12 protein-coding genes are annotated in these 13275 nt (G+C 63.4%); 3 read left to right on the forward strand and 9 right to left on the reverse strand.

Going from position 1 to position 13275, the window contains the following annotated elements:
- Nucleotides 1–15: 15 nt before the first annotated feature.
- The 8 genes from GA566_RS14470 to pilM form a co-directional block, all read right to left on the reverse strand.
- The gene (locus tag GA566_RS14470) at nt 16–1182 is read right to left on the reverse strand and encodes a deoxyguanosinetriphosphate triphosphohydrolase (protein WP_137925288.1); all 1167 of its coding nucleotides are present in this window, start codon (nt 1180–1182) and stop codon (nt 16–18) included.
- Nucleotides 1183–1237: 55 nt separating this feature from the next.
- Complete coding sequence (aroB, locus tag GA566_RS14475; RefSeq protein WP_160473063.1) at nt 1238–2344, reverse strand: 3-dehydroquinate synthase; 1107 nt, start codon at nt 2342–2344, stop codon at nt 1238–1240.
- Nucleotides 2341–2952 (reverse strand): shikimate kinase, encoded by a 612-nt coding sequence (locus tag GA566_RS14480; RefSeq protein ID WP_137925286.1) that lies wholly within the window; start codon nt 2950–2952, stop codon nt 2341–2343. Before GA566_RS14480 ends, aroB begins: the two co-directional genes overlap by 4 nt.
- Before the next feature lie 216 nt (nt 2953–3168).
- Entirely contained in the window at nt 3169–5301 is a 2133-nt protein-coding gene (pilQ, locus tag GA566_RS14485; protein WP_160473064.1) for a type IV pilus secretin PilQ, read from the reverse strand.
- A complete protein-coding gene (locus tag GA566_RS14490; protein WP_160473065.1) occupies nt 5298–5840 on the reverse strand; it encodes a pilus assembly protein PilP in 543 nt (180 codons plus the stop codon). The genes pilQ and GA566_RS14490 overlap by 4 nt, the downstream gene beginning before the upstream one ends.
- Nucleotides 5837–6508, reverse strand: coding sequence for a type 4a pilus biogenesis protein PilO (locus GA566_RS14495; RefSeq protein ID WP_137925283.1), 672 nt, complete (start codon nt 6506–6508; stop codon nt 5837–5839). The genes GA566_RS14490 and GA566_RS14495 overlap by 4 nt, the downstream gene beginning before the upstream one ends.
- A 2-nt stretch (nt 6509–6510) precedes the next feature.
- A complete protein-coding gene (locus GA566_RS14500; protein ID WP_137925282.1) occupies nt 6511–7158 on the reverse strand; it encodes a PilN domain-containing protein in 648 nt (215 codons plus the stop codon).
- A gap of 19 nt (nt 7159–7177) precedes the next feature.
- On the reverse strand, nt 7178–8248 hold the full coding sequence (gene pilM, locus GA566_RS14505; protein ID WP_202126702.1) for a type IV pilus assembly protein PilM: 1071 nt from the start codon (nt 8246–8248) through the stop codon (nt 7178–7180).
- A gap of 464 nt (nt 8249–8712) precedes the next feature.
- On the opposite strand from pilM, the gene GA566_RS14510 reads away from it, so the two are divergent.
- Nucleotides 8713–11091: a penicillin-binding protein 1A gene (locus GA566_RS14510; protein WP_160473067.1), complete on the forward strand. Its 2379-nt coding sequence runs from the start codon at nt 8713–8715 to the stop codon at nt 11089–11091.
- An 81-nt stretch (nt 11092–11172) separates the two neighbouring features.
- Here GA566_RS14510 and cyaY read toward each other — a convergent pair whose 3' ends face one another.
- A complete protein-coding gene (cyaY, locus tag GA566_RS14515; RefSeq protein ID WP_137925279.1) occupies nt 11173–11508 on the reverse strand; it encodes an iron donor protein CyaY in 336 nt (111 codons plus the stop codon).
- Nucleotides 11509–11624: 116 nt separating this feature from the next.
- Here cyaY and GA566_RS14520 point away from each other — a divergent pair, with 116 nt between their 5' ends.
- Both GA566_RS14520 and lysA read left to right on the forward strand, forming a co-directional pair.
- Nucleotides 11625–11885, forward strand: coding sequence for a lipoprotein (locus tag GA566_RS14520; protein WP_237380192.1), 261 nt, complete (start codon nt 11625–11627; stop codon nt 11883–11885).
- Nucleotides 11886–11903: 18 nt separating this feature from the next.
- On the forward strand, nt 11904–13166 hold the full coding sequence (gene lysA, locus GA566_RS14525; protein ID WP_160473068.1) for a diaminopimelate decarboxylase: 1263 nt from the start codon (nt 11904–11906) through the stop codon (nt 13164–13166).
- The last annotated feature ends 109 nt before the right edge of the window (nt 13167–13275 follow it).

The following is a 13275-nucleotide window of genomic DNA, read 5'->3' on the forward strand; positions in this document are numbered from 1 at the left end:
TGCATCCCCGGCGAGTCAGTTGCTTTCGCTGACTGCGAAGATGCGGCGATGCTCGCGGATGGCATAGCGGTCCGTCATGCCGGCGATATAGTGCGCGATCAACCGTGGCTGATCTGTGCCGTGGCCCGCCGCCTGGTATTGCGGCGGCAGGAGGCGCGGATCCTGAATGAATGCGCCGAACAGGTCGGTAATAATGCGCTGGGCTTTGGCCGACATCCGCATCACCAGGTAGTGGCGATACAAATGGCGGAACAGGAAACGCTTGAGTGCCTGGGCCTCTTCATGCACCTTCGGACTGAACGACACCAGCGGGCCGGCGGCGCGTACGTCATCGATCGTCTTCGGGTTGGCCGCCACGATATTGCGCCCCGTGGTCTCGATCAGATCGACGATCAGCGTGTTGATCATACGGCGCACCGTCTCATTGATCACACGCCTGCCGTTGATACCCGGGAACGCCGCCATCACCTCCGCGCGATGGCGTCCCCACATCGGGATCTCGTCGAGTTGCTCCAGGGTCAGCAAACCCGACCGCAGGCCATCGTCGATATCGTGGTTGTTGTAGGCGATCTCGTCGGCCAGGTTGGCCAGTTGCGCCTCCAGCGAGGGCTGCGCCCCCTCCAGAAAGCGGCGCCCCAGCTCACCCAGCGCAGCGGCGTTCACGCGCGAACAATGCTTCAGGATGCCCTCGCGCGTTTCGAACGTCAGGTTCAGCCCGTTGAAGCCCCCGTAGCGCTCCTCCAGCTCGTCCACCACCAACAGGCTCTGCAGATTGTGCTCGAAGCCTCCGTGGTTCTTCATGCAACCATTGAGCGCATCCTGTCCGGCGTGCCCAAATGGCGTGTGCCCAAGATCGTGCGCCAGCGAAATGGCCTCGACCAGATCCTCGTTCAGCCGCAGGTTGCGGGCGATGGATCGCGCGATCTGTGCCACCTCCAGGCTGTGCGTGAGCCGCGTGCGGAACAGGTCGCCCTCGTGATTCACGAAAACCTGCGTCTTGTATTCGAGCCGGCGAAAGGCCGTGCTGTGGATGACGCGATCGCGGTCGCGCTGGAATTCGCTGCGCGACGACGAGGCCGGCTCCGCATGCACGCGCCCGCGCGACCGCGCAGAGAGCGCGGCATACGGGGCGAGGTGGGCGTCGAGGTCGGCGGGTGTGACTTTCAGGGGAGCGGTGGTCATGCGGGCAATCCGTTAATCCGTGGCTGGTTCGGGGTTGCAAGGCATAACCTGTCGCTCACGCGACCGGTGCCTCGGTAGGCGGTTTGAGGACGGCGTGGCGCAACGTATCGCGCAGATCGGGGTCCGGCACCGTGGTAATGAATGCTTCGCCCAGCTTGCGCAACAGGATGAACTTGATGCTGCCGGCTTCGGCTTTCTTGTCCACCTTCATCAGTTCGACATAGCGATCCACGCCCAGGTCCGGCGCCACCACGGGCAGCATGGCCGCTTGCGTCAGCGTGCGGATGCGCGCGCGGGTCTGCACGTCGATGAAGCCCAGCCGATGCGACAGGTCCGCTGCCATCACCATGCCGCAGCCCACGGCCTCCCCGTGCAGCCATTCGCCGTAGCCCATGCCGGCTTCGATGGCATGGCCGAACGTGTGCCCAAAATTGAGGATGGCGCGCAGGCCGCCTTCGCGCTCGTCCTGCGCCACCACACTTGCCTTGATCTCGCACGAGCGGCGCACGGCTTCGGCCATCAGCACGACGTCGCAGTCATTGAGTCCGGCGATATTCGATTCGATCCAGCCGAAGTAGTCCGCATCGGCGATGGCACCATGCTTGATGACCTCGGCCAGCCCCGCTGCGAGTTCCCGCGGCGGCAGCGTTCGCAGCGTGTCGATATCGGCGATCACAGCATTCGGCTGGTGGAACGCGCCGATCATGTTCTTGCCGAGCGGGTGGTTGATACCAGTCTTGCCGCCCACGGACGAGTCCACCTGCGACAGCAGCGTCGTCGGCATCTGCACGAACGGCACGCCGCGCATATAGCAGGCGGCTGCAAACCCCGTCATGTCGCCCACCACGCCGCCGCCCAGTGCGATCAGTGTCGTCTTGCGATCGGCGCCAGCCTGCAATAGCGCATCGAAGATAAGGTTCAGCGTTTCCCACTGCTTGAAGCGCTCGCCGTCGGGCAGTACCACCGTCCGTACGGTCTTGCCGAGCTTCGCCAGCACGGCCTCGACGCGCGCCGCGTACAGTGGCCCCACGGTTTCGTTGGTGACGATGACAGCGTGCTGCCCCCGCACATGCGGTTGCAGCAGTTCGGCGCGGTCCAGCAGGCCGCCGCCGATATGGATCGGGTAGCTACGCGTCCCGAGATCGACTTCCAGCGTGATCATGAATGGGTGTCCTGGGCCGGGCGCCCGTCTGGCTCGTCCGTTTCCGAAATCGAATCGGCGGCAGTATCGACGGGCGGAAGCGTGAAGCCGGCCATTTCAAGTTGCATGAGAACCATATTAGCAAGCTGTGCCACGGTCGGCTTGCCGGTTTCGATAATGAAGTCCGCCACTTCCCGATAGAGCGGATCGCGCTCGGCGTAGAGCGCTTCCAGGCGCCCCTTGGGATCGGCGGTTTGCAGCAGTGGACGGTTGCGGTCATGCCGGGTGCGCAGCCACAGGTCATGCGGGCTGGCGCGCAGGTAGACGACCGTGCCATTGGCCTTCAGGGCCGCCCGGTTGGCCTCGCGCAGTACGGCGCCGCCGCCGGTTGCCAGCACAATGCCGCTGCGCGACGTCAGTTCTGCAATGGCGTGTTCCTCGCGGTCCCGGAATCCGGCTTCACCTTCGTGATCGAAAATTACCGGGATGCGCACGCCACACCGCGCTTCGAGTTCATGGTCCGAATCGAAGAACGGATAGTTCAGGCGTCGGGCTACGGCGCGGCCCACGGTGGTCTTGCCGGCGCCCATCAGGCCAACAAAGAATAGGTTCGGGCGATTGGCTGTCACAGGAGACTGTCTTGCACGATAAGGCTCGGGGCACGCGCGGTCGCCTGGGAGGGGACGCGACGTGATGCAAACGCCATTGTGCATCATTGCATGGCTCCCGTCCCGGCCAGCCATCGATACCGCCCACGACGCCGCCAAAAGGAAAAAGGCCGCGTCGGGTTGCGACGCGGCCTGCCAGTTTACTGCATCCGGGCTTGGTGCTGCACCCGGACCGGGCTATTTCAGCGAGACGTTATCGTTCAGGATGCGCGGCGTCAGGAACACCAGGAGCTCGGTCCGGTTGTTGACCTTGGCGTTGTTCTTGAACAGGTTGCCGATCACCGGGATATCGCCCAGGAAGGGCACCTTGTTGACGTTGTTGCTTTCGTCCTGGCTGTAGATACCGCCAATCACCACCGTGCCGCCGTTGTCGACCAGCACCTGGGTCTGCACGTGCTTGGTGTCGATGGCAAAGCCGTTGACGGTCTGGATACCGACACTGTCCTTGTTCACATCGACGTCCAGCAGCACATTGCCTTCGGGCGTGATCTGCGGCGTGACTTCCAGCTTCAGGTTGGCCTTGCGGAACTGGATCGACGTGGCGCCGCTCGACGTAGCCGACTGGTACGGCAGTTCGGTACCCTGCTCGATCAGCGCCTTGATGTTGTTTGCCGTCACGACACGCGGGCTGGAGATGATCTTGCCCTTGCCGTCAGCTTCCAGCGCCGAGATTTCCAGATCCAGGAAGCGGCCTGCGCCGGCGTTGAAGATGCTGAATGCCACCGATGCCGGGTCCACGCCATTGATCGCCGCTGCCGGCAAACTCAGCGCCGGCGCGTTGGTCCACTTGCTGTCGGCCGTGAATGGCGAGGCCACGTTCTGATAGGAATTGCCGATTGCGCTGCCCGAGCGCGGCAGGGCAAAACCCAGCTTCACACCGAGATTGCGGCTGAACGTATCGCTCGCCTCGACGATGCGCGCCTCGATGATGACCTGGCGTACAGGAATGTCGATCTTCTGCAGGAAGCCTTGCACTTCTTCCAGCTTGCTGCCGATGTCCGACACGAACAGCTGGTTCGTACGCGGATCCGCCGTCAGCGAGCCGCGCTTCGACAGCATGCGCGTCACGCTCGCGGCACCCGCTGCACCACCCGCCGGTGCAGCACCGCCGCCACTGCCCGCCACCGGCAACCCCAGCAGCATGCGGCGCACATCGTCGGCACGCTGGTAGTTGAGCTGGAACACCTGGCTGCGGATCGGCTCGAGTTCGTTGATCTGCTGCATCGACTCAAGCTCGAGCTTTTCCTTCGTGGCCAGCTCGGCCTTCGGCGCCACCCACAGCACGTTGCCGTTGCGGCGCGACGCCAGCCCCTTCGAGTCCATCACGATCTGGAGCGCCTGGTCCCACGGCACATCCTTGAGGCGCAGCGTCAGGTTGCCCTGAACCGTGTCGCTCGTGATGATGTTCAGGTTCGTGAAGTCCGCAAAGACCTGCAGCAGCGACCGGATATCGATGTTCTGGAAGTTCAGCGACAACCTCTCGCCGCGATATCCCTGACCGGCGATCAGCTTGTTCGGATCGTTCTTGACCGGCCGCACCTCCACCACGAACTGGGTGTCGGTCTGGTAAGAGCTGTATTCCCAGTTGCCGCGCGGCTCGATGATGAGGCGAGCGCTGCCGTTGGCATCGTTGGCACGCAGACCTTGCACCGGCGTGCCGAAATCCGTCACATCGAAGCGGCGGCGCAGATCGGCCGGCAGCGAGGTGCCCATGAAATCCACGACCAGGTTCTGGCCCTGCTGCTGGATGTTGATGCCGGTATCGCGCGAGGACAAGTCCACCACCACGCGGCCTGCACTCTCGCCAGCGCGACGGAAATCGATATTGCGTACCGACGGACGGTTCGCCGCCACGGCGGCGGTCACGGTCGGCGATGGCGCGAACGTCGGTGCGGCGGCGGTAGCCGACTGCGTGACGTTGTCCATCAACACCACGTACTGCGTGCCCCGAATTTCCGTGCGATACGTCGCGTTGCGACTCAGGTTCAGCACCACGCGGGTGCGGTCCCCGATCTGCATCACGTTGGCGCTCTTGAGCAGCTTGCCGGCGTACTCATACTGTGCCCGGCCCCCTACAAACCCGGTATCGAAGAAATCGATCGCGATCTTCGACGGATTCTGCGTCGTGAAATCCACCGGCTTCTGCGCCAGCGGGCTCTTGAGGTCGACCGTGAACACGGTCTGCTCGCCAACCACGTTGGCGTCCACCTGTTTGAGCTGGTTGTTCTGTGCAAATGCGGCCGGAGCGGCCAGCATCAGCGCCATAGCGGACGCGCCCGCAAGCGTCCTGACCCAACGTGCGGTGATCATGCGGATGCCTCCAGCTTCAGGCTGGTCATTTTCTCTTTCCAATCTGAGACCCCTTCCCGAACCAATTCGCGCAACACGATCTCCTGATCGTTGATGCGGACGACCCGGCCATAGCTTTGGCCGAGATATTGACCCACCTTGACGTGGTGGATCTTGTTATCTACGCGTACGACACCGTAGGTCTCGCCGTTTTTCTTCAGCATGCCGAGCATCTTGAAGTTCTCCAGCGGATAGTCTTCAAGCGGCTCGCGTCGCCGTCCGGCCTCCGGCGACTCGGTCATCGACTTGTTCAGCTCGCCGATCTTGGTCTGCGCAAATGGCTCCGGCGAACTACGGCCGGCATACTCGCGCGGCGTGTAAGGCTTGACGTCGGGCAGCGGCTCGGGCGCGGGCGCCTTAGCGGCACGCGTCTGGTCCATCCACAGTCTCAGGCCGTCGTCCTCGCTAGGGCCGCATCCGGCCAGCGCGAGCACCGCCAGTGCCGCAGCAGCCAACGTATGCAGCGCAACCGGGGGGCATCGTTCGAGAAGGCGACTCACTTGGCACCTCCCTTCTTCTTCGCCGCGGCATCGGCAGCCGCCTTGCGTTGTGCTGCCTGCTCGTCCGGGTCCAGCGCACGATAGGCCATCGCCACACCTTCCATCGAAAGCGTGCCGTCCTTGGCCACCGACATGTTCAGGTTACGCATCGACACGATCCGCGACAGGGCCGCCACGTCCGCATTGAACAACGCAACGTCGTGGTAGCGGCCGGTGACCTTGAGGTTGACCGGAATCTCGGCAAAGTACGGCTTGATGATGGCCGCCTGTGGCTTGAACAGTTCGAACTGCAGGCCGCGCGCCACACCAGCGTGGTTCACGTCCGCGAGCAGCGCGTCCATCTCGGTACTGTTGGGCAACTGGCGTTCGGCAAGCGCTACGCGCTTTTCCACTTCCACCTTCTGCTTGCGCAATGCTTCAAGGTTGGCCACCTGCGCCACCTTGCTTCGGAACTGTGTCTTGAGAGTCTCGTGCTCGGCATGACGGCGATCAAGATCGGCGGTCTTGTCGCTCCAATAGAACTGCCAGCCGAGTACCAGCACGATCACCGCGGCCAGAACCGAGAACAGCAGGCGCGGGGCGGTAGGCCACGTTTCGGGCTCGTTCAGGTTCAGGCCGCGGAACTGCGCGGTCAGATCCTGCAGGGAGATATCGGAATTCAGCGCCATGGTCAGACCTTGCCTTTCGCGGGCTTGGCCGCGGCCGCCGATGCGCCGCCGGCGCCCTTCTTGACGGCGGGTTCTTCCACGCGATACGAGAAGCGCATCGAGAAGTCGAACAGCCTGCGTTGCTCCTTCAGGTTGTTCGTCATCACGGTGGCCTTCGACTCGACCAACTCGGCTCGATCGAGCCATTGCACCTGGTCGATGTTGCGAAGCAGTTCGGAGACACGCTCGTTGGATTGCGCGATGCCGGCCATGACAAAGTTGTCGCCCGTCTGCTTGAGGCTTGTCAGGTACACGCCTTCGGGTACCTGGCGAACCAGTTCCTCGAGCAACTGCACCGGCAGGTTGCGCTGGGCCTGCAAGCTTTCGATGGCGCGCTGCCGGTCGAGCAGTGCCTCGATATCCTTCTTGAGCGAGTTGACTTCCTTGATCTGCCCGTCCATGCGGGCGTTCTCGGTCGAAAGCGTCTGATTCAGACGGCTGACATCCTCGATCTGCGCGTCAATGTAGAAGCCGCCAGCCAGCACCACGAGCGCACCTGCGCCCGCCGCACCGCCCAGCATCGTGTAGACCTTCTTGCGTCGGGCTGCCTTGCGCGCCTCGTGATAAGGCAGCAGGTTGACCGACGGAATGGTATTCGTCGTCGTGGACATGCGTGTCCCCCAAGGTGGGTTATTGCAGTCCGCGCAGCGCCAGTCCCGCACTGACGATGTACGCAGGCAGGTCACGCTGGAGATAGCGTTCGTTGACCTTGCCTGCGGTCATCATGTTGGCGAAGGGATTGGCCAGCGTGGTCGTGATCTGCGTCTGCTGCTGGATCGCCGCCTGGACACCCAGCAGCGAAGCGTGGCCGCCGGACAGCAGGATCTCGTCGACACGTCTCAGGCTGGAACTGGCGATGAAGTTGCCGATGGCACCCTGCACTTCCATGGCGAGTGCATCGAGCGACGGCTTGAGCAGTTGCGCACGCCACGCTTCGGGAAGCGTGTTCTTGCGCTTCTTGATCTCGGCCTTGAGCGCGTCCAGTGTGAACATGCGAGCGGCGCTCTGCGTGAGCTGGTCGCCGTAGCTGTTCAGAGGCTGCTCGTACAGTTCCTTCCAGCCCTGGTAGAAGATGGCCTTGGAACGGCTGCCGCCAAGATGCACGACCGCCACGACCGGCAGATCCTTGGCGTCGGTTTCCGTCACACCCACCGGAACGCCAAGCATCTGCACGACCGAACGCTGTACGGCGTACTCCTCCACGTCCATGACCTGCGGCTTGAGGCCGGCCATTTCGGCAGCCGTCACGCGCTCCTGCACACGATCGCTGTTGGCGGCCGTGACGCGTACGCCAATACCACCTTCGGTTTCGCTGGGACCAATCACCGCGAAGTCGAAATTCACCGCTTGGGAAGGCGGATAGAGGCGGTGCGCCTCCGATTCGACCTGCGAATAGAGTTCGTCCTCGGACAGGTTGTCCGGAAGACTGACCGTCTGGGATTCCGTCAGCATGGACGGCACACCCAGGACTACGTCCTTGGTGCGGATGCCGGCCTTGCCAAGGGCACGCTTCAGCGCGATCCCCACGGCCTCGATGTTGACCACGTTGCCATCGGCAACGGCATTGCGATCCAGCAGTTCGCTGGCGCATTTCTCCAGCCTGAAGTCGTTCTTCCCTGCCCCGACGGACAGTTCGACGACCTTGACGCTAGACGACCCAATATCTACGCCGACCGTAGTACGGCGTAGAAGACCCGACAAGATGCCCCGTCGCAAGGTTGACCCCCTGACATTTGAACTCGCCCACGGCTTGTTTGCTCTAATGGTGCGAGCCAGTTTCTTGGATGAAACGTTTGCTCTTTTATGTTCGTGGATTCTCACTCAAACCATGGGCGCTGGCAATGTGCCGGTTTGACCACGCATCCATTTTCAGAAGGTCGTCGCGAATCCGTTGCCAAAATCCGACGCTCCGAAACATCGCCGTCGCAGGGCGTCGTTTCCCGGCAACGCGCCCCTTCCGACGTCACGTCAGACGGGTCGTTTTCACCAACGCTGCGAGACCTCCCGCTGACCCGCGCTGCGTCAGCGATCTGCACCGCGTGACCGGCAGACCTCAACGTCATTACATCTTGTAACAGCGCGATAGCGCCTTCCGCGCCACCGGGCGCGCTGTGTGGCCAGGCGCCGACGATATAATCCGGGCACTCTTGTCAGGTAAACCCCTTATGGCCACAGCACAACAGAAGCCGTCCCTCCCCGTCCGCCGTCCGCTCTGGACGCGCATCATGTTCTGGGTGCTCGGACTGCTTGTTGCCGGCATGGTTGCGGTGGCGCTGCTGGTAGGCTATGCGCTGGTTGTGGCAGCCCCGAACCTGCCGTCGCTGGACACCATCACCGACTACCGTCCCAAGATCCCGTTGCGGATCTACACGGCCGACAACATCCTCATTGGCGAGTTCGGCGAGGAGCGCCGCAACTTCGTGCCGATCGGCGAAATTCCCGACGTGATGAAGAAGGCCGTGCTCGCGATCGAGGACGACCGCTTCTACGAACACGGCGGCGTGGACTTCGTGGGCGTGCTGCGGGCTGGCCTGGCCAACCTGCGCGGCGGCCTGTCGCAAGGCGCATCGACGATCACGATGCAGGTAGCACGCAACTTCTTCCTGTCCAGCGAGAAGACCTACACGCGCAAGATCTACGAGATGCTCCTCGCGTACAAGATCGAGGCCAATCTGACCAAGGATCAGATCCTCGAGGTGTACATGAACCAGATCTACCTGGGCCAGCGCGCCTACGGGTTCTCCAGCGCCGCACGCGTGTATTTCGGCAAGTCGATCAAGGACGTGACGCCGGCCGAAGCCGCGATGCTGGCCGGGCTGCCCAAAGCACCGTCGGCTTACAACCCGGTGGTCAATCCGCGCCGCGCCAAGGTGCGCCAGGAATACATTCTCCAGCGCATGCGCGACCTCGGCTACATCACGCCCGAACAGTACGATCAGGCGGTACGCGAGGAGTTGAAGGTGCGCAGCGAGGGCAACGAGTTCTCGACCCACGCCGAGTACGTGGCGGAAATCGTGCGGCAACTGATGTACGCGCAGTATCGTGAGGAAACCTACACGCGCGGCCTGACGGTCCACACCACGTTGAACAAGACCGACCAGGACGCCGCATACGAGGCTGTACGCAGCGGCATCATGACGTACGAGCGCAAGCACGGCTACCGCGGTCCGGAGGCATTCATCGACCTGCCATCCGACTCCGCGGAACGCGAGCAGGCCATCGACGATGCACTCGTCGAGCATCCGGGCAGTGACGACCTGCGCTCCGCCGTGGTGACCAGCGTGACGTCCAAGCAGGTCAAGGCCACGCTGCTGTCCGGCGAGGTGGCAACGATCGAAGGTAACGCGCTGCGCTTTATCGCGCCTTCGTTGTCGGCCAATGCCCAGCCCAAGGTCAAGATCCGCCCGGGCGCAATCATCCGCGTGACGCAGGACGAGAAGTCGAACTCGTGGTCCGTGACGCAGCTGCCCGAGGTAGCCGCGGCATTCGTCTCGCTGAATCCGGAGGACGGTGCGATTCGCTCCATGGTGGGCGGCTTCGACTACAACCGGAACAAGTTCAACCACGTCACGCAAGCGTGGCGCCAACCCGGTTCGAGCTTCAAGCCGTTCATCTACACGGCCGCATTGGAAAAGGGTTTCTCGCCGGCGACAGTGATCAATGACGCGCCGCTGACGATTGGCCCGGACACTGGCGGCCAAGTATGGGAACCGAAGAACTACGACGGCAAGTTTGAAGGTCCGATGACGATGCGCCGCGCGCTGGCCAAATCGAAGAACCTCGTTTCCGTCCGTATCCTGCGCGCCATTGGCACCCAGTACGCCCAGGACTACATCACACGCTTCGGCTTCGAAGCCGACAAACATCCGGCCTACCTGCCGATGGCACTGGGCGCGGGAAGCGTGACGCCGTTGCAGATGGCCGGCGCCTACTCGGTCTTCGCCAATGGCGGTTACCGCGTGAATCCGTACCTGATCCAGCGTGTGGAAGATTCGCGCGGCAAGGTCATCTCGGAAACCCATCCGCAGACGGCCGGTGCCGATGCGGTGCGTGTGCTGGATGCGCGGACCGCCTTTATCGCCGACAGTATGCTGCGGGAGGTGGTGCGCAGTGGCACGGCCAATCCGGCCAAGCAGCGGCTGGGCCGCAACGATCTGGCCGGCAAGACCGGTACCACCAACGACGCGGTCGATGCCTGGTTCGCAGGCTATACACCGAAGCTCGTGGCCATCGCCTGGATGGGCTATGACCAGCCCAAGAGCCTGGGCGTGCGCGAAACCGGCGGCGGGCTGGCCCTGCCGATCTGGGTGGGGTACATGAGCAAGGCGCTGAAGGGCGTACCGGAAAGCCCGGATCGCCAGGCGCCGGAAGGCGTGGTCAACGTGGCTGGCGACTGGACGCTTGAGGAGAACGCGGGCGGCGCTGGCGTGGCCTCCGTGGGCCTGGGCGATCCGTGGCCGGGCAAGCCCGAGGAAAGCTCGCGTCCGATCCAGGACACCGAGCAGGAAAAGAAGAAGATCCTGGAGATGTTCGGCGGCGCATGATGTGCGGCCTCCGGCTTCAAAACGAAAAAAACCGGCCCTGGCGGCCGGTTTTTTTATCAAGGCGCCGAAGCGCCCCAGCGCTTACTTCAGCGTCAGCGTCGCACCGGCCTGCTGGCTCATGTAACCCGACAGCGCCGCGTACAGCTCCGCCCCGCTGCGCGAATCGATCCATTTGGCGCCGTCATGGCGAAAGTGGAAGCCTCCTGCCTTGGCCGCCACCCACAATTCCTGCATCGGCGCCTGGCTGTTGACGATGATCTTGGAGCCATCCTCGAATTCGAGCTCCATGACATTGCCGGTGCGGTTGATTTCGACATCGGCGTCGACCGCGTCCGCGGCGGACTCGATGTCGGCTTCCAGCTTGTCCAGCGCGGCCCCGGCCAGCGCCAGGAACTCCGTTTCATTGAGGGGGGGCATGCTACACTCCAAGACCGCCGGCGGCCCGTTTCCGACAGGCTTTGGGCCGGCATCAATTGATGGAAATCAGGGAAGCAGCACGCCTCCCCCAGCCATCCGAAAGCCCATCCAGACAAATGAAGGACTCCCCGATGCTGCGTCGTGGTGCGATTGTATCGGCGTTTGCCGCCGTTCTCGCGATGACCCTCGCCGGCTGCGGCATCCGCGGCCCGTTGTACATGCCCCGGGTGCCGGGCGAACCCACCCCGCCGACCGTGCCCGATCCGGGCCTGGGCAAGCCGGGTGCCGTGACGCCGGCCCAACCCATGGGCGAACCGGCCACCTCGCCAGTACCCGTCCAGCCGGCCACCGGCGCTTCCGCCCCCTCCGCACGCTGAGTGCTGCACGCCACGAACATGACTGAATTCTTCTCCCGCCGTCCGGACGGCACCCTCGCCGCCGAACAGGTGCCGCTGGCCCGTATCGCCGCCGAGTTCGGTACGCCGACCTACATCTATTCGCGCGCCGCGCTGACCACCGCCTACAATGCCTACGCCGCTGCCTGCAAGGGCCGCAATGCGCACGTGCAGTACGCGGTCAAGGCCAACTCGAATCTGGCCGTGCTGCAGGTCTTCGCAAAGCTGGGCGCGGGCTTCGACATCGTCTCGGGCGGTGAACTACTGCGCGTGATCGCCGCTGGCGGCGACCCACGCAAGGTGGTCTTCTCCGGCGTCGCCAAGAGCGAGGCCGACATGGCGCTGGCACTCCAACATGACGTGCGTGGCTTCAATGTCGAATCGATTCCCGAACTCGACCGGCTCAACGCCGTGGCGGGACGCCTGGGCAAGCGCGCGCGCGTGTCGCTGCGCATCAACCCCGACGTCGATGCCAAGACCCACCCCTACATCTCCACGGGGCTGAAAGGCAACAAGTTCGGTGTCGCATTTGAAGACGTGCTGCCGACTTACCGCAGCGCCGCCGCACTTCCGCACATCGACGTGGCAGGTATCGATTGCCACATCGGATCGCAGATCACGGAAGTCGCCCCGTACCTTGAAGCACTGGACAAGGTGCTGGACGTAGTGGAAGCGCTCGAAGCCGAAGGGATCAAGCTCGAACACATCGACGTAGGCGGTGGTCTCGGCATCACGTACGACGACGAGACGCCGCCGGACATCACCGGCTTCGCCACGACGCTGATCGACCGCGTGGCGGCGCGAGGTCACGGTCACCGCGAAGTGCTGTTCGAACCGGGCCGTTCGCTAGTTGGCAATGCTGGCGTGCTGCTCACCCAAGTGGAGTTCCTGAAGCCGGGCGCGGCAAAGAATTTCTGCATTGTCGATGCCGCCATGAACGATCTGGCCCGCCCTGCAATGTACGAGGCGTTCCATCGCATCGAACCCGTGGCGCCGCGCGACGACGCCGCCAGCACCTACGATGTGGTCGGCCCCGTGTGCGAATCAGGTGACTGGCTGGGCCGTGATCGCGCGCTGGCTGTGCAGCCGGGCGATCTGCTGGCGGTGATGTCGGCTGGCGCGTATGGCTTCGTCATGAGCTCGAACTACAACACGCGTGGCCGCGCCGCCGAAGTCATGGTCGATGGCAACACCGTGCACCTCGTGCGCGAGCGCGAACTGCCGGCGGACCTGTTCGCCAATGAGCGCCTCCTGAAAGACTGAAGACGCCTCAGACATCCCGATGCGCCCTGCATCGGCACGCCAAAAACGGCGATGCTGCGACTACCGCACGTCGCCGTTTTTTCATGGCACTCCGCGACGACGTGCAGAA

This window comes from Cupriavidus sp. SW-Y-13 (genome assembly GCF_009793345.1).
Taxonomy (GTDB): Bacteria; Pseudomonadota; Gammaproteobacteria; order Burkholderiales; family Burkholderiaceae; genus Cupriavidus.

Coding starts and splice junctions, on each gene's coding strand:
- GA566_RS14470 (WP_137925288.1), bottom strand. CDS start 1,182: ATGACCACCGCTCCCCTGAAAGTCACACCCGCCGACCTCGACGCCCAC.
- aroB (WP_160473063.1), bottom strand. CDS start 2,344: ATGATCACGCTGGAAGTCGATCTCGGGACGCGTAGCTACCCGATCCAT.
- pilQ (WP_160473064.1), bottom strand. CDS start 5,301: ATGATCACCGCACGTTGGGTCAGGACGCTTGCGGGCGCGTCCGCTATG.
- GA566_RS14495 (WP_137925283.1), bottom strand. CDS start 6,508: ATGGCGCTGAATTCCGATATCTCCCTGCAGGATCTGACCGCGCAGTTC.
- GA566_RS14500 (WP_137925282.1), bottom strand. CDS start 7,158: ATGTCCACGACGACGAATACCATTCCGTCGGTCAACCTGCTGCCTTAT.
- GA566_RS14510 (WP_160473067.1), top strand. CDS start 8,713: ATGGCCACAGCACAACAGAAGCCGTCCCTCCCCGTCCGCCGTCCGCTC.
- cyaY (WP_137925279.1), bottom strand. CDS start 11,508: ATGCCCCCCCTCAATGAAACGGAGTTCCTGGCGCTGGCCGGGGCCGCG.
- GA566_RS14520 (WP_237380192.1), top strand. CDS start 11,625: ATGAAGGACTCCCCGATGCTGCGTCGTGGTGCGATTGTATCGGCGTTT.
- lysA (WP_160473068.1), top strand. CDS start 11,904: ATGACTGAATTCTTCTCCCGCCGTCCGGACGGCACCCTCGCCGCCGAA.